At 67.3% G+C, this 18,070-nt stretch carries 21 protein-coding genes; 14 read left to right on the top strand and 7 right to left on the bottom strand.

From position 1 onward, the window contains the following. Nucleotides 1-144: 144 nt before the first annotated feature. Nucleotides 145-462 (bottom strand): DUF1476 domain-containing protein, encoded by a 318-nt coding sequence (locus tag AC1RUS_RS03325; protein ID WP_492913025.1) that lies wholly within the window; start codon nucleotides 460-462, stop codon nucleotides 145-147. A gap of 270 nt (nucleotides 463-732) precedes the next feature. Here AC1RUS_RS03325 and purC point away from each other — a divergent pair, with 270 nt between their 5' ends. The 6 genes from purC (at nucleotide 733) to AC1RUS_RS03295 (ending at nucleotide 5,493) form a co-directional block, all read left to right on the top strand. Further along, nucleotides 733-1,491, top strand: a complete 759-nt coding sequence (gene purC / locus AC1RUS_RS03320; RefSeq protein ID WP_492913023.1) for a phosphoribosylaminoimidazolesuccinocarboxamide synthase — start codon at nucleotides 733-735, stop codon at nucleotides 1,489-1,491. 130 nt (nucleotides 1,492-1,621) lie between these two features. After that, entirely contained in the window at nucleotides 1,622-1,861 is a 240-nt protein-coding gene (purS, locus tag AC1RUS_RS03315; protein ID WP_035044512.1) for a phosphoribosylformylglycinamidine synthase subunit PurS, read from the top strand. 90 nt (nucleotides 1,862-1,951) lie between these two features. Then, the gene (locus tag AC1RUS_RS03310; protein WP_492913021.1) at nucleotides 1,952-2,440 is read left to right on the top strand and encodes a DUF3291 domain-containing protein; all 489 of its coding nucleotides are present in this window, start codon (nucleotides 1,952-1,954) and stop codon (nucleotides 2,438-2,440) included. A gap of 55 nt (nucleotides 2,441-2,495) precedes the next feature. Beyond that, nucleotides 2,496-3,158, top strand: a complete 663-nt coding sequence (gene purQ, locus AC1RUS_RS03305) for a phosphoribosylformylglycinamidine synthase subunit PurQ (RefSeq protein WP_492913019.1) — start codon at nucleotides 2,496-2,498, stop codon at nucleotides 3,156-3,158. Between the two features lie 69 nt (nucleotides 3,159-3,227). Then, a complete protein-coding gene (locus AC1RUS_RS03300; RefSeq protein WP_492913017.1) occupies nucleotides 3,228-5,141 on the top strand; it encodes a CocE/NonD family hydrolase in 1,914 nt (637 codons plus the stop codon). A gap of 19 nt (nucleotides 5,142-5,160) precedes the next feature. Then, complete coding sequence (locus AC1RUS_RS03295) at nucleotides 5,161-5,493, top strand: hypothetical protein (RefSeq protein ID WP_492913015.1); 333 nt, start codon at nucleotides 5,161-5,163, stop codon at nucleotides 5,491-5,493. Here the strand turns inward: AC1RUS_RS03295 and AC1RUS_RS03290 are convergent. After that, a complete protein-coding gene (locus tag AC1RUS_RS03290; protein WP_492913013.1) occupies nucleotides 5,490-6,098 on the bottom strand; it encodes a peptidylprolyl isomerase in 609 nt (202 codons plus the stop codon). The genes AC1RUS_RS03295 and AC1RUS_RS03290 overlap by 4 nt on opposite strands. A gap of 203 nt (nucleotides 6,099-6,301) precedes the next feature. Between AC1RUS_RS03290 and AC1RUS_RS03285 the strand changes: the two genes are divergently transcribed. Genes AC1RUS_RS03285 through AC1RUS_RS03275 form a run of 3 tightly spaced genes read left to right on the top strand, consistent with a single transcriptional unit; the run spans nucleotide 6,302 to nucleotide 9,179 of the window. Beyond that, on the top strand, nucleotides 6,302-6,559 hold the full coding sequence (locus tag AC1RUS_RS03285) for a hypothetical protein (protein WP_492913011.1): 258 nt from the start codon (nucleotides 6,302-6,304) through the stop codon (nucleotides 6,557-6,559). Between the two features lie 44 nt (nucleotides 6,560-6,603). Further along, nucleotides 6,604-8,820, top strand: a complete 2,217-nt coding sequence (gene purL, locus AC1RUS_RS03280; RefSeq protein WP_492913010.1) for a phosphoribosylformylglycinamidine synthase subunit PurL — start codon at nucleotides 6,604-6,606, stop codon at nucleotides 8,818-8,820. Between the two features lie 11 nt (nucleotides 8,821-8,831). Then, the gene (locus tag AC1RUS_RS03275; protein WP_492913008.1) at nucleotides 8,832-9,179 is read left to right on the top strand and encodes a hypothetical protein; all 348 of its coding nucleotides are present in this window, start codon (nucleotides 8,832-8,834) and stop codon (nucleotides 9,177-9,179) included. A 577-nt stretch (nucleotides 9,180-9,756) separates the two neighbouring features. Here the strand turns inward: AC1RUS_RS03275 and AC1RUS_RS03270 are convergent. Continuing rightward, complete coding sequence (locus AC1RUS_RS03270; RefSeq protein WP_492913006.1) at nucleotides 9,757-11,589, bottom strand: PAS domain-containing hybrid sensor histidine kinase/response regulator; 1,833 nt, start codon at nucleotides 11,587-11,589, stop codon at nucleotides 9,757-9,759. A gap of 142 nt (nucleotides 11,590-11,731) precedes the next feature. Next, entirely contained in the window at nucleotides 11,732-12,670 is a 939-nt protein-coding gene (locus AC1RUS_RS03265) for a M20/M25/M40 family metallo-hydrolase (protein WP_492913004.1), read from the bottom strand. Nucleotides 12,671-12,819: 149 nt separating this feature from the next. On the opposite strand from AC1RUS_RS03265, the gene AC1RUS_RS03260 reads away from it, so the two are divergent. The 4 genes from AC1RUS_RS03260 (at nucleotide 12,820) to AC1RUS_RS03245 (ending at nucleotide 14,776) form a co-directional block, all read left to right on the top strand. Further along, nucleotides 12,820-13,056 carry a BolA family protein gene (locus AC1RUS_RS03260; RefSeq protein WP_492913002.1) on the top strand — a complete coding sequence of 79 codons (237 nt, stop codon included), beginning with the start codon at nucleotides 12,820-12,822 and terminating at the stop codon, nucleotides 13,054-13,056. A 4-nt stretch (nucleotides 13,057-13,060) separates the two neighbouring features. Continuing rightward, the gene (locus AC1RUS_RS03255; RefSeq protein ID WP_492913000.1) at nucleotides 13,061-13,951 is read left to right on the top strand and encodes an aldo-keto reductase family protein; all 891 of its coding nucleotides are present in this window, start codon (nucleotides 13,061-13,063) and stop codon (nucleotides 13,949-13,951) included. Between the two features lie 67 nt (nucleotides 13,952-14,018). Further along, nucleotides 14,019-14,360, top strand: coding sequence for a Grx4 family monothiol glutaredoxin (grxD, locus tag AC1RUS_RS03250; RefSeq protein ID WP_492912998.1), 342 nt, complete (start codon nucleotides 14,019-14,021; stop codon nucleotides 14,358-14,360). Further along, nucleotides 14,357-14,776, top strand: coding sequence for an acyl-CoA thioesterase (locus AC1RUS_RS03245; protein ID WP_492912996.1), 420 nt, complete (start codon nucleotides 14,357-14,359; stop codon nucleotides 14,774-14,776). The genes grxD and AC1RUS_RS03245 overlap by 4 nt, the downstream gene beginning before the upstream one ends. 80 nt (nucleotides 14,777-14,856) lie before the next feature. Here AC1RUS_RS03245 and AC1RUS_RS03240 read toward each other — a convergent pair whose 3' ends face one another. After that, a complete protein-coding gene (locus tag AC1RUS_RS03240; protein ID WP_492912994.1) occupies nucleotides 14,857-15,228 on the bottom strand; it encodes a hypothetical protein in 372 nt (123 codons plus the stop codon). A gap of 56 nt (nucleotides 15,229-15,284) precedes the next feature. Here AC1RUS_RS03240 and AC1RUS_RS03235 point away from each other — a divergent pair, with 56 nt between their 5' ends. After that, a complete protein-coding gene (locus AC1RUS_RS03235) occupies nucleotides 15,285-16,421 on the top strand; it encodes a serine hydrolase domain-containing protein (RefSeq protein ID WP_492912992.1) in 1,137 nt (378 codons plus the stop codon). A 96-nt stretch (nucleotides 16,422-16,517) separates the two neighbouring features. Here the strand turns inward: AC1RUS_RS03235 and htpX are convergent, their stop codons facing one another. Further along, on the bottom strand, nucleotides 16,518-17,444 hold the full coding sequence (gene htpX / locus AC1RUS_RS03230) for a zinc metalloprotease HtpX (RefSeq protein WP_492912990.1): 927 nt from the start codon (nucleotides 17,442-17,444) through the stop codon (nucleotides 16,518-16,520). Between the two features lie 12 nt (nucleotides 17,445-17,456). Beyond that, on the bottom strand, nucleotides 17,457-17,792 hold the full coding sequence (locus AC1RUS_RS03225; protein WP_492912988.1) for a TFIIB-type zinc ribbon-containing protein: 336 nt from the start codon (nucleotides 17,790-17,792) through the stop codon (nucleotides 17,457-17,459). Nucleotides 17,793-18,070 lie beyond the last annotated feature (278 nt).

Here is an 18,070-nt window from a genome sequence, read left to right as displayed (position 1 = left end):
GGGGCAACCGCACTGCGGCGTCTCCTGGGTCCCGGCTCTCCGCTTCGCTGCGGCCGGAATGACAAGCGCTTGGTTGGCGGCGCCGCAAAGAAAAAGGCCGCCCGGTAGGGCGGCCTCGTTCAGACGGTCAATGGCCCGAGAGCCTCACTCGCCGTTCTTGATCTGCTCGCGGGCCTGGGCCAGCAGCTCGTCCATCTTCATGCGGACCTCGCCCTCGGTCGCCGCGACGCCCGAACCCTTGAGGTCGCCGAACACCTTGCGCAGGACATCCTCGTCGCCCGGCTGTTCGAAGTCGGACTTCACCACGGCGCGCGCATATTCTTCCACGGTCGCCAGGCCCATCAGGCCGGCCGCCCATTCGCCCAGCAGGCGGTTGCGGCGCGCGGTCGCCTTGAATTCAAGCTCTTGATCGTGAGCGAACTTGTTTTCGAAAGCCTGTTCGCGGTCGTCGAAGGTGGTCATGAAGGCCCCAATAGCATCTAAGGCGGCTGCATATCCCGTGACGGGCTTGGCCGCAATCGGCGGATACGCCGCAGGGGCTGCTTTAGGGCTCCCAACCTGAACGGAACCTGAGCTCGGGTTTGCGCCACAGCCCCCATTCAGGTAGGTTCCGCTGGACATTTTCAGTAAGCGGCCTTGAGTCGAACGCCGCGCGCAGCTATCCGGCCGCGCGCGCTTTTCGTTTCTTCGACGGGGGCGCGGTTTGCATCCAGAAGGGCCTCGACGAGAGCCATGACCACCCGCCGCAAGAAGATCTACGAAGGCAAGGCCAAGATCCTGTACGAGGGCCCCGAGCCCGGCACCCTGATCCAGTACTTCAAGGACGACGCCACCGCCTTCAACGGCGAGAAGAAGGCCCAGCTTGAAGGCAAGGGCGTTATCAACAACCGGATCAGCGAGTACATCATGACTCGCCTGAACTCGATCGGCGTCCAGAACCACTTCATCCGCCGCCTGAACCTGCGCGAGCAGCTGATCAAGGAAGTCGAGATCGTTCCGCTCGAGGTCGTGGTGCGCAACATCGCCGCCGGCTCGATCGCCACGCGCCTGGGCCTGACCGAGGGCCAGCCCCTGCCGCGCTCGATCATCGAGTTCTACTACAAGGAAGACAAGCTCAACGACCCCATGGTGTCGGAAGAGCACATCACCGCGTTCAACTGGGCCGCCACCCAGGAGATCGACGACATGATGGCCATGGCCCTGCGGGTGAACGACTATCTGTCGGGCCTGTTCAGCGGCGTCGGCATCACGCTGGTGGACTTCAAGATCGAGTTCGGCCGCATCTACGAAGGCGACTTCTCGCGGATCATCCTGGCCGACGAGATCAGCCCCGACAGCTGCCGCCTGTGGGATTCGACCACGAACGAGAAGCTGGACAAGGACCGCTTCCGCCGCGACCTCGGCAACGTCATTGAGAGCTACACCGAGGTGGCCCGCCGCCTCGGCATCATGAAGGAAATGCCCACCGTCATCCAAGGCGGCGTGCACTAGTTTTTTGATCCTCTCCCTGAAGGGGGAGGTGTCGCCGCAGGCGACGGAGGGGGAAGACCTCAAGCACTGTGGATGGGAGCCCCCTCCACCGCTTCGCGGTCCCCCTCCCCCGCTGCGCGAGGGAGGATTTATGAAAGCCAAGGTCCAAGTGTTCCTCAAGCCCGGCGTGCTCGACGTCCAGGGCAAGGCCGTCGAAGCCGCGCTGCACGGCCTGGGCTGGGCTGACGTCAAGAACGTCCGCGTGGGCCGCACCATCGAGTTCGACGTCGCCGACGGCGACGCCGCCAAGGCCGAGACCGAGGTCAAGGCCATGTGCGACAAGCTGCTGGCCAACACGGTCATCGAAAGCTATCGGGTCGAGATCGCCTGAATTCGGCGCGGCGCGGATTTTTCTCAGCGCCGCCCCTTTCCCTCGCAGCTTGGCCGCACAATGTTCGGTCTGAGCAGCATGGGGAGCGTCATGGGCGCGAAATTCCAACTCGCACAGGTCAATATCGGCCGCCTGAAGGCGCCGATCGACCATCCCATGATCAAGGACTTCGCCGACAATCTCGACGCGGTGAACGCGATCGCCGAGGCCTCGCCCGGCTTCGTCTGGCGTCTGACCGGTGAGGGCAACAACGCCACCGACCTGGCGCCCTACGAAGACCCCCTGATCGCCATCAACATGTCGGTCTGGACCGACATCCCGTCGCTGGGCGCCTTCGTCTATCGCGGCGACCACGTGAAGATCATGCGCCGCCGCCGCGAGTGGTTTGAGCACATGGACGTGTTCCAAGTCCTGTGGTGGGTGGCCGCTGGCCACCAGCCCACCATCGACGAGGCCAAGGACCGCCTGGCGCGGCTGGAAAAGTTCGGCCCGACGCCGGACGCCTTCACGTTCAAGGTCCCCTTCCCGGCTCCCGACGCCGCTCCCGTGACGCCGGTGCTCGATGAGTGCGGGGCTTAGTTTTAGCAGCCCCAACCGCTGACAGGCGGCGCGAACGGTGCTACAGGCCCGCGCCATGAAAGCCGCCGTCATCGTCTTCCCAGGTTCCAACTGCGATCGCGACTGCAAGGTCGCCATCGAGCGCTCCGCCGGAGCCCGCGTCGAGATGGTCTGGCACCAGGAGACGGCCCTGCCGGACGATCTGGACCTGGTCGTCCTGCCCGGCGGCTTCTCCTACGGCGACTATCTGCGCTGCGGGGCCATGGCGGCCCAGAGCCCGGTGATGCGCGAAGTGGTCAAGGCCGCCAATGACGGCATGGCCGTGGTCGGCATCTGCAACGGCTTCCAGGTGCTGTGCGAGGCGGGCCTGCTGCCCGGCGCCCTGCTGCGCAACGAGAAGCTGAAGTACATCTGCAAGCCGGTCGAGCTGGACATAGTCAACAGCCAGACCCGCTTCACCGCCGAGTTCGGAGAGCAGCGCGACGCGGTGATGACCGTAGGCAACGGCGAAGGCAACTTCTTCGCCGACGAGGACACCCTCGACCGCATCGAGGGCGAAGGCCAGGTGGTGTTCCGCTACAAGGACAACCCCAATGGCTCGGCCCGCGCGATCGCCGGCATCATCAACCCCAAGGGCAATGTCCTGGGCCTGATGCCCCATCCCGACCGTGCGTTCGACGCCGATCTCGGGTCGGAAGACGGCGCGATCCTGTTCCGCAGCGTGTTCGCCAGCGCCTGACGGGCGTTACACCATAGCACCCCGCGAAAACCGCTCCTAAGGTGCCGCCCTCGCATTGGAGGGCCATCCATGAGTCTCGTTTCCACGTTCCGCGCCGGCCTGTTGGCCGCTGTCGCCCTGACCGCCTTCACGGCGGTCTCGCATGCCCAGACCCCGGCGCTGACGCCCGACATCGACGGCAAGTACGTCGCGCCCAAGGTCGGCTACGATTACGACAAGCGTGTGGTGATGATCCCCATGCGCGACGGGACCAAGCTCTACACCGTCATCGTCGTGCCCAAGGGCGCCAAGAACGCGCCGATCCTGCTGACCCGTACGCCCTACAACGCCGCCAAGCGCACCGCGCGCAACGAGAGCCCGACCATGCTGGCCACCCTGGCCCAGGGCGACGAGGTCTTCGTCAAGGACGGCTACATCCGGGTCATCCAGGACATTCGCGGCAAGTACGGCTCGGAGGGCGAGTACGTCATGACCCGTCCCCTGAAGGGGCCGCTGAACAACAGCGAGGTCGATCACTCGACCGACGCCTATGACACCATCGAGTGGCTGACCAAGAACGTGCCCGAGAGCAACGGCAAGGTCGGCATGCTGGGCAGCTCGTACGAGGGTTTCACGGTGGTGATGGCCCTGGTCAATCCGCACCCGGCCCTGAAGGTGGCCGCGCCGATGAGCCCGATGGTCGACGGCTGGATGGGCGACGACTGGTTCCACTTCGGGGCCTTCCGGCAAGTGAACTTCGACTACTTCACCGGCCAGACCACCAAGCGCGGCGCGGGCGACGGCGTCGTGCGGCCGGGTCCGGACGACTACGAGACCTTCCGCCGCGCGGGCTCGGCCGGCGACTACGCCAAGGTCAATGGGATCGACCAGCTGCCCTGGTGGAAGAAGCTGGTCGAGAACGCCGCCTACACGCCGTTCTGGAGCGAGCAGGCGCTGGACAAGACGATGGCCCAGCAGCCGCTGACCGTGCCGACCATGTGGATCCAGGGCCTGTGGGACCAGGAAGACATGTGGGGCGCGGTGCATTCCTATGCCGCCACCGAGCCCAAGGACGTCAATAACGACAAGAGCTATCTGGTGCTGGGGCCCTGGCGGCACAGCCAGGTCAATTACGACGCCTTCGGCCTGGGCGCGTTCAAGTGGGACGGCGACACCGCCCTGCAGTTCCGCCGCGACGTGTTGCTGCCCTTCTTCGACCAGTACCTGAAGGACGGCGCGCCCAAGGCCGACACGCCGCCAGTGCTGATCTACGATCCCGGCCAGAACCGCTGGGATCGCTACAAGTCCTGGCCGCAAGGCGGGAACAAGCCGCTGTACCTGACCGAAAAAGGTGGCCTGTCGTTCAGCGCTCCCGCCCCGGCCAAGGGCCCGGCGGCCTATGATGAGTACGTCTCCGATCCCGCCAAGCCGGTGCCCTACATCCCCCGCCCGATGAAGTTCGGCGATCGCGACCGCTGGACGCCCTGGCTGCTGACCGACCAGCGCGCGGTGGCCGATCGCCCCGACGTGCTGAGTTATGTCTCCGAACCCCTGACCGCACCGCTGAAGATCGCCGGCGTGCCCAAGGTCAACCTCGTGGCCTCGACCAGCGGCAGCGACAGCGACTGGGTGGTCAAGCTGATCGACGTCTATCCCGACGAGGTCCCCAGCCAGCCCGAACTGGGCGGCTACCAACTGGCCGTGGGCATGGACATCTTCCGGGGTCGCTATCGCGAAAGCTTCAGCGATCCCAAGGCGATCAAGTCGAACACCCCACTGAAGTACCAGTTCATCCTGCCGACCGCGAACTACACCTTCCAGCTGGGCCACCGGATCATGGTGCAGGTCCAGTCCAGCTGGTTCCCGCTCTATGATCGCAACCCGCAGACCTTCACGCCCAACATCTTCCTGGCCAAGCCGGCCGACTATGTGAAGGCGACCCAGCGGGTGTTCCACGCGGGGGATACGGCCAGCTTCATCGAGCTGCCGGTGGTCGGACAGTAACCACGAAAAGGGCCGGCGAATGATCGCCGGCCCTCCACCGTTGGAGCTCTATTGGTCGTCAGCGCTCACGCCGCTCGGCGTCGTCTCGCCTGACCTGATCGGACCTGTCGCCTCGGCCGGCCTGATCGCCTTGATCGGCTTGGCCGCCGGGATTTCGTCCCTGCTCATTCTGCCTCGGCTGGCCCTGCTGCTGTTGCTGCGGGGTCGCCTGTCGGGCGGGATCGTTCTGCTGTTGCTGGGGATTGCGATTGTTATCAGCCATCGGCCTTTACTCCTTTGCACAGCGCGCTTGTGGCGCACGATGAAAGAACGGCCCCAGAGTCCGGACGTTCCTAAGGCTCCGCTGCCTTAGTTCCGGCTTAGCTTCTGAATCGTCACGGGTTTCGCGATCATCTGACCCCTCAGATACGGATCGGCGGCGTCGCTGACCGTCGCGAGGCCGTGGATCTTCCGCACTACATCCATGCCCTGCACAACCCGCCCGAAGGCGGCGAAGCCCTGGCCGTCGAGGTTGCGGGCGCCGCCGAAATCCAGGGCCGGATTGTCGCCCAGGCAGATGAAGAACTCAGAGCCGGCCGTGCCGGGATCGCCGCGCGCCATCGAGATCACGCCGTCGGTGTGACGGAGGCCCGTGGCCTTCGTCGTTTCGTGGGCGATGGCGGGCAACGGGCCTTCGTCGAGGTTCAGGCCGCCCTGGATGACGCTGATGGTCGCTGGATTGTTATCGTTCTTAGGCCCGACCGTTCGAGAGAAGCTGCCGCCGTCCAAAAGATGCCTGTCGGCATAGGCCAGGAAGTTGGCGACGGTGATCGGCGCCTTGTTCGGATAGAGCGCGATGACGATGACGCCGAGATCGGTGGTCATCCGCACGCGGATCTCGACCGGCGCGGCGGCCATCAGAGGCGCGGCGGCTAGCGCCACAAGCAAGGCGCGGCGATCGATCCTGGACGTCGGCATATGGAGTCTCCTGTCCCACCCGCAACCTGCACGACTTCGCGGCCCGCGCCACTCCCCGCTCGCCCGACACGCGCGGTCGGGATCGCCGAATGGGAGAGGAGACTGGAACAAGGCCGCCGCGACGAGCCAACTCCAGGAAATACAGAACCTGGCCTGGAACGAGCTGCTCGTTCCACGACTTGGACAGGTGGAAACGCAGAACCATGGCCGACCAAGACAACAGATTTCCGGAGACCTATGTCAGCGGCGTCCCCGTCTGGGCCAAGCGCAAGCGGCCCCGTACGGTCCATCCGCTGATCGCCCTGGTCATCCTGCTGCTGGCCCTGTTCGGCGCCGTCGTGGCCGGAACCTCGCTCCGGATGGGATCGGTCGAGCGCGGCGGCAAGGTCGTCGATGGCTGGATCGCGCTGGGCAAGGCCAAGTTCGACCAAGCCGCGGGAACCGCGTCGCCCAAACCCTGACGAACGGTGGCGGAATCCGCGAGGCCGCGCTAGAAGGCGCCCTCATGAGCACCCCCTCCGCCACACCCGCAAAGTCGATGGCCGATACGGCCCGTGAATTCGGTCTCAACGCCGAGGAATACGCCGTCGTTCTCGACCGCCTGGGCCGCGAACCCAACCTGGTCGAGCTGGGCGTGTTCTCGGTGATGTGGTCCGAGCACTGCTCGTACAAGTCCTCCAAGAACCAGCTGAAGAAGTTCCCGATCACCGGCGACCGCGTGATCTGCGGACCGGGCGAGAACGCCGGCGTCATCGACATCGGCGACGGCGACGCGATCATCTTCAAGATGGAGAGTCACAATCACCCCTCGTACATCGAGCCCTATCAGGGCGCGGCGACGGGCGTGGGCGGCATCATGCGCGACGTCTTCACGATGGGCGCGCGGCCGATCGCCCTGCTGAACGCCCTGCGCTTCGGCGATCCCAGCCATCCCAAGACCAAGCGCCTGGTTGACGGCGTGGTCGCGGGCATCGCGGGCTACGGCAACTGCGTGGGCGTGCCCACCGTGGCCGGCGAGACCAATTTCCACAGCGGCTACAACGGCAACATCCTGGTCAACGCCATGTGCGTGGGCCTGGCCGAGGCCGACAAGATCTTCTACTCTGCCGCCCCGGGCGCGGGCCTGGCGGTCGTCTATTTCGGCTCCAAAACCGGCCGTGACGGCATCCACGGCGCGACCATGTCGTCGGCCGAGTTCTCGGAGGACTCCGAGGAGAAGCGCCCCACCGTGCAGGTCGGCGACCCCTTCGCCGAGAAGCTGCTGATCGAGGCCACGCTGGAGCTGATGGCCACCGGCGCCGTCGCCGCCATCCAGGACATGGGCGCGGCGGGCCTGACCTCGTCGTCGGTCGAGATGGCCGGCAAGGGCGGCGTCGGCATCGAGCTGAACATGGACATGGTCCCCCAGCGCGAAGAGGGTATGACCGCCTACGAGATGATGCTGTCGGAAAGCCAGGAGCGCATGCTGGCGGTCCTCAAGCCCGGCCGCGAGCACGAAGGCCACGCCATCTTCGAGAAGTGGGGCCTGGACGCCGCCGTCATCGGCCACACCACCGACACCGGCCGCCTGGTGCTGAAGCATCACGGCGAGACCGTCTGCGACGTGCCGCTGGCCCCGCTGTTCGACGACGCGCCGCTGTATGACCGCCCGTGGGTGCAGCCCGCCCTGCATCCGCGCCTCGACCCGGCCCTGGTGCCCGCCCCGACCGACTGGACCCAGGCGGTGCTGAAGGTCGTCGGCTGCCCCGACATGGCCTCCAAGCGCTGGCTGTGGGAGCAGTACGACCGGCACGTGATGGCCGACACACTCGAAGACAGCGCCACCGGCTGCGACGCCGGCATCGTGCGCATCCACGGCAAGGGCAAGGCCATCGCCGTGACCAGCGACGTCACCCCGCGCTATGTGCAGAACGACCCCTATGAGGGCGGCAAGCAGGCCGTGGCCGAGGCCTGGCGCAACCTGACGGCCGCCGGCGCGCTGCCGATCGCCATCACCGACAACCTCAACTTCGGCAGCCCCGAAAAGCCCGAGACCATGGGCCAGATCGTCCGCGCCACCGACGGCATGGCCGAGGCCTGCCGGGCGCTGGACTTCCCGGTCGTGAGCGGCAATGTCAGCCTCTACAACGAGACCAACGGCGTCGCCATTCCGCCGACCCCGACCGTCGGCGCCGTGGGTCTGCTGGACGACTACGACCTGCGCGCCGGCTTCGGCAATGTCGCCGAGGGCGACACCCTGATCGTCATCGGCGAGAGCCACGGCGAGCTGGGCGCCTCGATCTATCTGCGCGAGATCCTGGGCCGCGAGGACGGCGCCCCGCCGCCGGTCGACCTGGCCGCCGAGCGCAAGAACGGCGACTTCGTGCGCGGCTTGATCGCCACGGGCGTGATCGCCGGCCTGCACGACCTGTCGGACGGCGGCCTGCTGATCGCGGCGGCCGACGTGGCCCTGGCCAGCAAGGTCGGGATCAGCCTGAACGCTTCCAGCCACCTGCACGCCCACCCCTATCTGTTCGGCGAGGACCAGGCCCGCTATCTGATCGCCACCCCGGACCCCGAGGCGGTGCTGGCGGCGGCCAAGGAGGCCGGCGTCCACGCCAACCTGGCCGGCGTGGCGGGCGGCGACGCCTTCGCCTCGAAGGACCTGTTCAATATTCCCCTGGAGACCCTGCGCACGGCTCACGAAGCCTGGCTGCCGGGCTTCATGGGCGCGACGGCTTAGGAGAGCTGACGATGATCCGCACCCTGTGCGCCCTGGCGGCCCTGGCCGTCCTGACCGCCTGCGCCCCGGACGCGCCGCCGCCCAAGCCGGTGGCCCAGAGCCCCGAGGCCGCCTGCGCCGCGCGCGGCGGATCAATCAAGCCGGTCGGCCGGCTGCACATGCCCACCTGCGTGGTGCCCTATGCCGACGCCGGCAAGGTCTGCACCGACAAGTCCCAGTGCCAGGGCGAGTGCATCCTGATCGGCAATCTGGAGCCCAAGGGCCAGGTTTCGGGCCAGTGCCAAGCGTCCAGTTCGCAGTTCGGCTGCTTCGCCCGGATCAACAACGGCCAGGCCAGCTACGCGATGTGCGTCGACTAGATCTCCTGGCACGGCTTCGCCGCCTCGCGCTGTTGCTGCGAGGATGGTGGGAAGGGTCGCGGAGCGTCCGGGCGTCGCCCGGAAGAGTGGATAGATAAACACCGTTTCGACGAAGCCGTCCGCTCCGCGTGGCCTTCGGACGGAAGCCTGCGAGGCGCGGGGTTTTAACCCGCTCCCGACGTTCGGCCTCCGGCGGGCGGAGGGGCTGGCCGCCCCGTCCGGACCGCATGGGCGATTTCAGCCCATGCCTGCCGCGCCCATCGAACCCTCGCCGCCAGGCCTTCGTCCTGATCTTTCAGGGAACCCGACCTGGACCGTCGCGGAGGCGGTCATCAAAGACCCCCGACAAGCGCTTCCCGCTCGACCACCTCCCAAAGCCCATCCGGTCGCCGGCCGACGTCCCTTCCCGTGCTTCGGGGTGAGGTCAGTATGGGCGGGTCTACGCCTCCGAGGACCGGCGCGCTGCATTTAGTTCCAGGGCGTTGGGATTGTTCGGTTTTCTCGCGCAAAGCGCGGGGATTGAGCGGCGAGTTTGCTCGCGCTCGGCCCCTCTCTTTGTGGAAGAGGGCGCGGCCCCCTACCCCGTCGCGTGCTGACGGCCGGACCAGCGGGCCACGGTCTCCAGCAGCTTGACGGGGTTGATGGGCTTGCCCAGGTGGTCGTCCATGCCGGCAGCCAGGCAGTTTGCGACCTGTTCGGGCAGAACGTTGGCGGTCAGGGCGACGATCGGGGTGCGCCCGCCGTCCGGCTCTTCGAACGTGCGGATCGTGCGGGTGGCGGTCAGCCCGTCCATCACCGGCATCTGCACGTCCATCAGCACGAGGTCGTAGCGGCCCTGGCGCATGGCCTCGACGCCGGCCGCGCCGTCGTTGGCGGTCTGGATGTCGATGTCGAAGGGCTCCAGCATCGCCCGCACCAGCTCGCGATTGACCGCGTTGTCCTCGACGACCAGCAGCCGCACGCCGCCTTCGGCCTCGGGCCGCGCGGGTTCGGCGACGGCGGGCTCGGGCTTTAGGCCGCGCAGGGGGGCGACGATCTCGAACCAGAACCGCGAGCCTTCGCCCTGCGTGCTGTGGACGCCGATGTCGCCGCCCATGCGCTCGATGATCCGGCGCGAGATGGCCAGGCCCAGGCCGGTGCCGCCAAAGCGCCGCGAGACGGTGGCGTCGGCCTGCGAGAAGCGGTCGAACACCCCGTCCAGCTGGTGGGGCGCGATGCCGATGCCGGTGTCGGCCACTTCGATCCGCAGGCGGGCGCTGTCGCCCTCGACCTTCTGCTTGACCGAAATGGTGATCGAACCCGCCTCGGTGAACTTCACCGCGTTGGACAGGAAGTTCAGCAGCACTTGGCTGAGCCGGTTGGCGTCGGCCTCCATCGGCTTGAGCCGCTTGGGCGCCGAGACGACCAGCGCCAGGCCCCGCTGGCGCGCCTGGTCCTCGACCAGGGCGGCCGCCGAGGCGACGATCGCGCCGGGATCGAACGGACGCGGGTCCAGCTCCAGCGCGCCGGCCTCCAGGCGCGAAAAGTCCAGCACATCGTTGACCACGCCCAGCAGGGCCCCGCTGGCGTCGCGGATCAGGCCGACATGGCGCGCGTCGCGCTTGCTGAGGCCCTTGGAGCCCTTCAGCACCTCGGCGAAGCCGATGATCGCCGTCAGCGGCGTCCGCAGCTCGTGGGTCATGTTGGCCAGGAAGTCGGACTTGGCGGCCGTCGCGGCCTGGGCGGCTTCCAGGGCCTGGGTCAGTTCCAGCGCCAGGGTCTTGCGCTCGGTGATGTCGCGCGAGGCGGTGATCAGCGCGCCCGAGCCGTCGCCGACCCTGGAATAGGTGCTCTCGATCCAGATGACCGCGCCGTTCTTGCGGGTCAGCTGGTACTCCGCCGTGGCGGGCGGGCCGCCGGGAATCAGGCCCCGGATGAGGCGCAAGATCATCTTGAACTGCTCGGGGTCGGCGTTGGCCGCCGCCGGCATCTGCAGATACTCCTCGACCGTGTAGCCGGTCAGCTTCTCGATCGACGGCGAGATGTAGAGCCGCTCGCCATTGGCCGACCACAGGCCCAGATTGTCGGTCAGGTTCTCGGCCAGCAGGCGATAGAGGCGGTCGCTCTCCTCCAGCTTGGCCAGGGCGTCCTCGGCCTCGGCGCGACGGCGCTCAGCCTCCTCAATGGCGGCCTGCTTGGCGACGAGGCTGCCGGACAGGTCGTCGCGCAGGCGCTGCAGGTCGATCTTCTGACCGATCAGGGAATAGGACAGCGGCGCGGCGATGAGGCCCGAGATCAACAAGGTGGCCACCGGCGAATAGGCCGCCGGCATCTTCAGGATCAGGATGTTGAGGACGTAGTCCGCCACCATGGCGATCGCGACCACAACGCCCACGATAGGGGCGGCCTTGAGGATCTTGTCTCGCAGCATGAGGCGGGCGATCGCGGGCGTCCTTGGATGATCAGAACCGTACTGATCGCCGCAAGACTATGGGACAGAGATTAACTTCGCCAACCCGCGCGACAATCGGTCGCGGCTTCTTCCGTCGGGATTCCGACGCATTTCGAAGGACTTAGCGACCGGTCGCCTGGGCGATGCCGTCCAGCTCGTCGTTCAGGGCGAGGCTGGCCTGGACCACCGTCGCGATCGAACGCTTGAAGAAGTCTTGCGGGATCGTGGCGAAGTCGTCGGTGCTTTTGTGATACTCGGGATGATCCTCGACCCCGAAATAGATCCACGGCACGCCCTTCTCGCCGAACGCATAGTGATCCGACTGGTCGGTCCAGTTGTTCTGCTTGCCATCGGCGTCGGTGTCGTGGCCCAGCTTCAGGGTCACCGGGACCTTGGCGGCCAGCTTGACCAGGATCGGCTTCAGCACCGGGAACGGCGCCGCGCCCGAGGCGTAGAGCTCGTTCTTGGGGTTCTTGCTGAGCATGTCGAAATTGACGTCCAGCACGATGGACGCCAGCGGCACGGGCGGATTGGCGACGAAGGCCTTGGCCCCGCGCAGACCGCCCTCCTCGGCGTCGACCACGGCCAGGATCACGTCGTGCTTGGGCGGATGGGCCTTGAAGGCCTCGGCCACGGCCAGCAGGCCGGCGACGCCCGAGGCGTTGTCGTCGGCGCCGTTGAAGATCTCGCCGCCCCGGACGCCCAGGTGGTCGTAGTGGGCCGAGACGACCATGGCCTTGCCGCTCTTGCCCGTTCCCGGGATGCGGGCCACCAGGTTGACGGCCTCGACCTTGGTCCCGTCGCGCTTCTCGTAGGTGAAGGGCTGCTCGAAGCTGGCGCCGACCGGGGCCAGGCCGATCTCGCCGAAACGCTTGAGGATATAGGCCCGCGCCAGGGCCGAGCCGGGCGTGCCGGGCGCGCGGCCCTGCATGTCGTCGGCCGACAGGGTCTGGACGTCGGCCAGCGCCTTGTCGCCCGGGGCGGCCAGGGCCGGTGCTGCGGCGGCGAGCGCCACGAAAACCGCGACGGGAGCGAAACGGAGAAGAATGCGCGATGTCATGGCGACCCTATGCCCGGCAACCAGTTGGAAAGGGAGTTAATTCCACTTAACCATGCACAGGACCGAAAGACCCCCTATTTGCTGGCCGTACGCCCGTTCTTAAGGATTCGCGGCGATACAACCCTTGCTAGGATTGGAGCTTCCCTCCCGTGCCCATGTCCCCCGCCGACCTCGAGGCGCGCCTCAACGCCGCCTTTCCCGACGCCGAGATCGTGCTGACCGATCTGGCGGGTGACGGCGACCACTACAAGGCCCGCATCGTCTCGCCGGCCTTTCGCGGCCTGAACCGGGTCAAGCAGCACCAGATGGTCAACCGCGCGTTGGCTGACGTGCTGGGCGGCACGCTGCACGCCCTGGCGCTCGAAACCGCGGCCCCGGCGGACTAGGGCCGTGCGTTACCGCCCCTTCGGCAAGTCTGGCGTGGCGGTCTCGGCCGTGACCTTGCGCCTGGCCGACGCCCCGCGCCTGCGGGCCGAGGACTGGCGGGGGCTGGTGTTCAGCGCGCTGGAAAGCGGGATCAACAGCTTCCAGATCGACGGCCCCTCGCCGGCCCTGCTGAGCGGCGCGGCCCAGGCCTTCGCCTCGGTGGAGCGGCATCTGCTGTTCATCAGCTGGCGGCTGCGCAATACGGCGGGCCAACTGACGGCCGACGCCGTCCACGCCATGGCCGAAGCCGCCCTCGATCACCCCGGCATCGACCATGTCGACCTGGCCGTCATCGACGATCCGCTGGCGCCGCAGTTTCCCGACGCCGCCGCCAAGGCCCTGCGCGCCATGCGCGAGACCGGCGCGATCCGCGACCTGGGCCTGGCCAGCCGAGGCGATTCCGATCCGTTCGTCTTCACCTCGGGCCTGTTCACCGCCCTGGCCGCGCCGTTCAACCTGTCGTCGGGCTGGGCCGAGCGCAATCGCATCCGCGACGCGGTGACCCGCGACGTGGCGGTGATCGGCGAGGACTTCTGGCCCCAGGCCCTGCGTGACCGCGAGGCCAAGCAGGCCCCCAAGCCCTCGCTGTGGCGCCGGCGCACCGACCCGCTGGTCGACATCGGCGGCTACGCCTTCCTGGACAACACCCCCGGCTGGACGGCCGAGGAGCTGTGCCTGTCCTACGCCCTGACCGAACCCTCGCTGGCCACGGTGCGCATCACCGCCACCAAGCGCGACCAGGTCCAGGCCCTGGCCGCCGTGGTCGAGCGCGATCTGCCCACCGGCTGCGCCGCCCAGATCGAAATGGCCCGCTTTTCCGCCCAGGAGAACGAGCGAAAGACGCGCCCCGCCTGACGCGGATGTCCTTGACCCACGACCTTCGGGCGCCTAGCTGAAGAGACTTGCAAGGATCTCTCCGACCATGACCGACGTCGCCTCCTCCCCCGCCCTCGACTTCATCGCCAAGACCGTGGCCGATCACGCCGTGGTGCTGTTCATGAAGGGCGTTCCCGACCAGCCGCGCTGCGGCTTCTCGGCCGTGACCGTGCAGATCCTGGACCACCTGGGCGTCGAGTTCATCGGCGTCGACGTGCTGCAGGACGACGAGCTTCGCCAGGGCGTCAAGACCTTCACCGACTGGCCGACCATTCCCCAGCTCTATGTGAAGGGCGAATTCGTCGGCGGCAGCGACATCGTCCGCGAGATGTTCCAGTCGGGCGAGCTGAAGACGATGCTGGTCGAGCAGGGCGTGATCTCGGCTTGAGCCGACTGTTCGTCCCGCCGGCCGACGCCTTTCCCCTGACCTTCACGCCCAAGGCGTCGGACATCGACGCCAACGGCCACGTCAACAACGTGGTCTATCTGGCCTGGGGTCAGGACCTGGCGATCGCGCACTGGGAAGCCTGGGCCACGCCCGAACAGCGCGCGCCGTGGAGCTGGGTCGCGCGCCGGCACGAGATCGACTACCGCCGCGAACTGCTGTTGGATGAAGTCGCCACCGGCTACACCTGGGTGGGCGAACTGAAGGGCCCGCGCTTCGAGCGCTATGTCCGCATCGACGGTCCCGATGGCGAGATGTGCGCCCAGAGCCGCACCGACTGGGTGCTCATCGACATCGCCGCCAAGCGCCCCGCGCGGGTGTTGCCGTGGATGGTCGAGCGGTTCACGCCGAAGGGGTGAGAGCTCTCAGTGTCATCCCGGGCGAAAACCCGGGATCGTCGCAAGCGCCGGGCCTCTTGTGATCCCGGCTCTCTGCTACGCTACGGCCGGGATGACAGAGGGGTGGGATTAGCCACCGCGAAACGCTCGCCGCGCTTCAAGCCCAGCTCCTCGTAGCTGAACGTCAGATCGGCTGTCCCGACCTCGCCGAACCGGCAGGTCTCCAGACGCCGCCGCGCGAAGGCGATCACCGCCTTTCCGCCGCTCCGATCCGTCCGGAACACGAAATCCTCTCGCCGCGCGCAGCCCCTGGACGTCACACGGATCGTCAGGCTCTCGCGCCCGGCGGTCACCGTCATCGGCTCCAGCTCGGGCCAGGTTCCGTCACTCGCCACCAGGCTGGGCGTCGTCGCGCAGCCGGCCGCCAGCAAGGCGACGCCGCAGACCAGCAGGGATCGACGCGAGGGCGGCATTGACGGCTGTACAACCTCAGGGAACTCTCCGCGCGAGTCTTGGGGAGAGATGGTTCATGCGCAATGGCGTTCTTGGCTTGATGGCGGCTCTGGCGCTCCAAGCCCCTGCACTGGCGGCGTCCGACCACAAGGCGCTCGACGCCGAGGCGGCCCGCCTGCTGGCCACGGGCCAGACCCCGGGCCTGGCCTATGCGCTGGTCGACAACGGCAAGGTCATTCACGTCGCCGCCCTGGGGATCCGCAACGAGAAGGGCGATCCGCTGACGCCCGACACCATCATGTACGCCGCCTCGATCACCAAGGCGGCGTTCTCGTACTACGTGCTGATGCTGGTCAGCGACGGCAAGCTGGACCTGGACAAGCCGATCAAGGCCTATCTGCCAAAGCCCCTGCCCGACTATCCCCGCTACGCCGACCTGGGCGTCGACAGCCGCTGGGAGACGATCACCATTCGCCGCCTGCTGACCCACAGCTCGGGGCTGGCCGACCAGCGGTTCTACGATCCGGAAAACAAGTTCCGCTTCAACCTGGAGCCCGCCAGCCGCTACGCCTATTCGAACGAAGGCGTGAACCTGGCGCAGTTCGTCATCGAACAGAGCTTTGGCCTGAAGGTCGGCGACGAGATGGACCGGCGGATCTTCCAGCCGCTGGGCATGACCCGCAGCAGCATGATCTGGCGCGACGACTTCAAGGAGAACCTGGCCGACGGCCGTCACGCCGACGGCAAGTGGGAGGCCCACGACGACCGCTCCAGCGTCAAGGCCGCCGGCTCGCTGGACACCACCATCAGCGACCTGGGCAAGCTGGCCGCCGCCATGGTGTCGGGCAAGGACCTGTCAGCCAAGGCGCGGGCCGAGCTGTCCAAGGCCAGCTTTCCGATCGTCAGCCAGAGCCAGTTTCCGCCGTTCCTGATCCGCGACAACCCGGCCAACGCCAGGATCGGCCTGGCGGCCGGGATCGGTGTCGTGGTGTTCGACGGACCGCAGGGCCACGTCTTCTACAAGGGCGGCCACAACGACATCACCGACAACCAGATGATCTGCGTCGAGAAGAGCCGTCGCTGCGTGGTGATGCTGACCAACAGCGGCGTCGGTGCGCGGGTGTTCCCGGCCCTGGCCAAGGCCGCGCTGGGCGATGTGGGCATGCCGTGGGGCTGGGAGTATGGGGAGAACGATCCCACCGCGGCTCAATGATTGTCATCCCGGGCGAAGACCCGGGACCGCCGGAAACCCATGCGCATGCGGCGGTCCCGGCTCTCCGCTACGCTGCGGCCGGGATGACAGTGTGGATTAGCTCCAAGGCCCCGCCGCCTTACCGCTCACCGGCACGGCCGTCGTGGCCGCCATGCGCCGCGTCCCCTGCCCCACGCCCAAGGCCAGCAGGGCCTCGACGCGGTTGTGGGTGGCCGGGTGGGTCGAGAACAGGTTGTCCGCGCCCCGGCCCGCCAGCGGGTTGATGATGAACATGTGAGCCGTGGCCGGATTGCGCTCGGCCTGGTGGTTCTCGTAGCCGCCCCGGGCATAGGCCTCGATCTTCTCCAGCGCGCGGGCCAGGGCCGAGGGATCGCCGCCGATCTGGGCGCCGATGCGGTCGGCCTCGTATTCGCGGGCCCGGCTGATGGCCATCTGCACCAGCATGGCGGCGATCGGCGCCAGGATGGCGATGGCGATCGCGCCGATCATGCCGCCAGGCCGCTCCTCGTCGTCGCGGCCGCCGAAGAAGAACGCGAAATTGGCCAGGGCCGAGATCGCGCCGGCGATGGTCGCCGTCACGGTCATGGTCAGGGTGTCGCGGTTCTTCACGTGGGCCAGCTCGTGGGCCATCACGCCGGCGATCTCGTCGCGCTCCAGCATGGCCAGCAGGCCCGTCGTGGCGGCCACGGCGGCATGTTGCGGATCACGGCCGGTGGCGAAGGCGTTGGGCTGGTCGTTCTCCATCACGCAGACGCGCGGGCGCGGCAGGCCGGCCTTGTCGGCCATGGCGTGGACGTCGACCACATAGTCGCGGATGCGACGGTCGGCGTGGGTCTCGTCGACCTCCACCGCGCCATAGGTGCGCAGCACGATCTTGTCGGCGTTCCAGTACGAGAACGCGTTCATGCCGAGCGCCAGCACGAAGGCGATCAGCATGCCTGTGGGGCCGCCGATCAGGAAGCCCGCGCCCATGAACAGGGCCGTCAGGCCGGCGAGCAGGATGTAAGTCTTGAGGTGGTTCATGGCTTTCAGGGATCAGTCGAAGATGTCGAACAGGTCGAAGCGCTTTTTCTTGTGATGGCCGTGCTGGCCACGACGACCGTGGTCGTCCTTGTAGCGGCGCGGCTCGTCATAGCGCTGTTGGGCGTAGGGCTGCTGGACGTGTTCCTGGGGGCGCGGGGCGTAGGTCTGGGCTTGAGGCGGCGGCGCGGCCTGGGCGGCGGCTTCCGCGTGCTCCAGGGCCATCAGCTTTTCCAGCTCGCCGCGATCCAGCCACACGCCACGGCACTTGGGGCACATGTCGAACTCGACGCCCGCGCGCTGCACGGCCTGCATCGATCCATCGCAATTGGGGCACATCAGTAGCGGCATTCGGGGCTCCTATCCGGTTGGGATGGGTGCTCTCGACGCTGGATCCGGACCGAGGGGGAGGGGGAGACACCGGACCCAGACATCGAGAACACCCGATGCGGTCCGACATCACGAGTGCTTGCATCACTCGCCAGAGGGGCCCGGCCCGCTCCTAGAAGCTAAGCAGGCTGAAACGCGGTTCAAGGGGGCGGATGCAAAAAAGATCAAAAGATGCTCCCCCTCTGGGGGAGCTGTCGCAGAGCGACTGAGGGGGTCCTCAACGGTGCAGGCCGGAGAGG

It is taken from the genome of Caulobacter sp. GW821-FHT10F06, assembly GCF_058809215.1.
Note: the sequence above shows the minus strand (reverse complement) of the source record. Positions and strands in the feature narration are given on the sequence as shown.

Excerpts from the sequence above, each read along its gene's own strand:
- AC1RUS_RS03275 (WP_492913008.1), top strand. The coding sequence starts at position 8,832 with ATGATCCGCACCCTGTGCGCCCTGGCGGCCCTGGCCGTCCTGACCGCC.
- purQ (WP_492913019.1), top strand. The coding sequence starts at position 2,496 with ATGAAAGCCGCCGTCATCGTCTTCCCAGGTTCCAACTGCGATCGCGAC.
- AC1RUS_RS03285 (WP_492913011.1), top strand. The coding sequence starts at position 6,302 with ATGGCCGACCAAGACAACAGATTTCCGGAGACCTATGTCAGCGGCGTC.
- AC1RUS_RS03235 (WP_492912992.1), top strand. The coding sequence starts at position 15,285 with ATGCGCAATGGCGTTCTTGGCTTGATGGCGGCTCTGGCGCTCCAAGCC.
- AC1RUS_RS03225 (WP_492912988.1), bottom strand. The coding sequence starts at position 17,792 with ATGCCGCTACTGATGTGCCCCAATTGCGATGGATCGATGCAGGCCGTG.
- AC1RUS_RS03310 (WP_492913021.1), top strand. The coding sequence starts at position 1,952 with ATGGGCGCGAAATTCCAACTCGCACAGGTCAATATCGGCCGCCTGAAG.
- AC1RUS_RS03290 (WP_492913013.1), bottom strand. The coding sequence starts at position 6,098 with ATGCCGACGTCCAGGATCGATCGCCGCGCCTTGCTTGTGGCGCTAGCC.
- htpX (WP_492912990.1), bottom strand. The coding sequence starts at position 17,444 with ATGAACCACCTCAAGACTTACATCCTGCTCGCCGGCCTGACGGCCCTG.
- purS (WP_035044512.1), top strand. The coding sequence starts at position 1,622 with ATGAAAGCCAAGGTCCAAGTGTTCCTCAAGCCCGGCGTGCTCGACGTC.
- purC (WP_492913023.1), top strand. The coding sequence starts at position 733 with ATGACCACCCGCCGCAAGAAGATCTACGAAGGCAAGGCCAAGATCCTG.
- purL (WP_492913010.1), top strand. The coding sequence starts at position 6,604 with ATGAGCACCCCCTCCGCCACACCCGCAAAGTCGATGGCCGATACGGCC.
- AC1RUS_RS03300 (WP_492913017.1), top strand. The coding sequence starts at position 3,228 with ATGAGTCTCGTTTCCACGTTCCGCGCCGGCCTGTTGGCCGCTGTCGCC.
- grxD (WP_492912998.1), top strand. The coding sequence starts at position 14,019 with ATGACCGACGTCGCCTCCTCCCCCGCCCTCGACTTCATCGCCAAGACC.
- AC1RUS_RS03265 (WP_492913004.1), bottom strand. The coding sequence starts at position 12,670 with ATGACATCGCGCATTCTTCTCCGTTTCGCTCCCGTCGCGGTTTTCGTG.
- AC1RUS_RS03325 (WP_492913025.1), bottom strand. The coding sequence starts at position 462 with ATGACCACCTTCGACGACCGCGAACAGGCTTTCGAAAACAAGTTCGCT.
- AC1RUS_RS03270 (WP_492913006.1), bottom strand. The coding sequence starts at position 11,589 with ATGCTGCGAGACAAGATCCTCAAGGCCGCCCCTATCGTGGGCGTTGTG.
- AC1RUS_RS03295 (WP_492913015.1), top strand. The coding sequence starts at position 5,161 with ATGATCGCCGGCCCTCCACCGTTGGAGCTCTATTGGTCGTCAGCGCTC.
- AC1RUS_RS03240 (WP_492912994.1), bottom strand. The coding sequence starts at position 15,228 with ATGCCGCCCTCGCGTCGATCCCTGCTGGTCTGCGGCGTCGCCTTGCTG.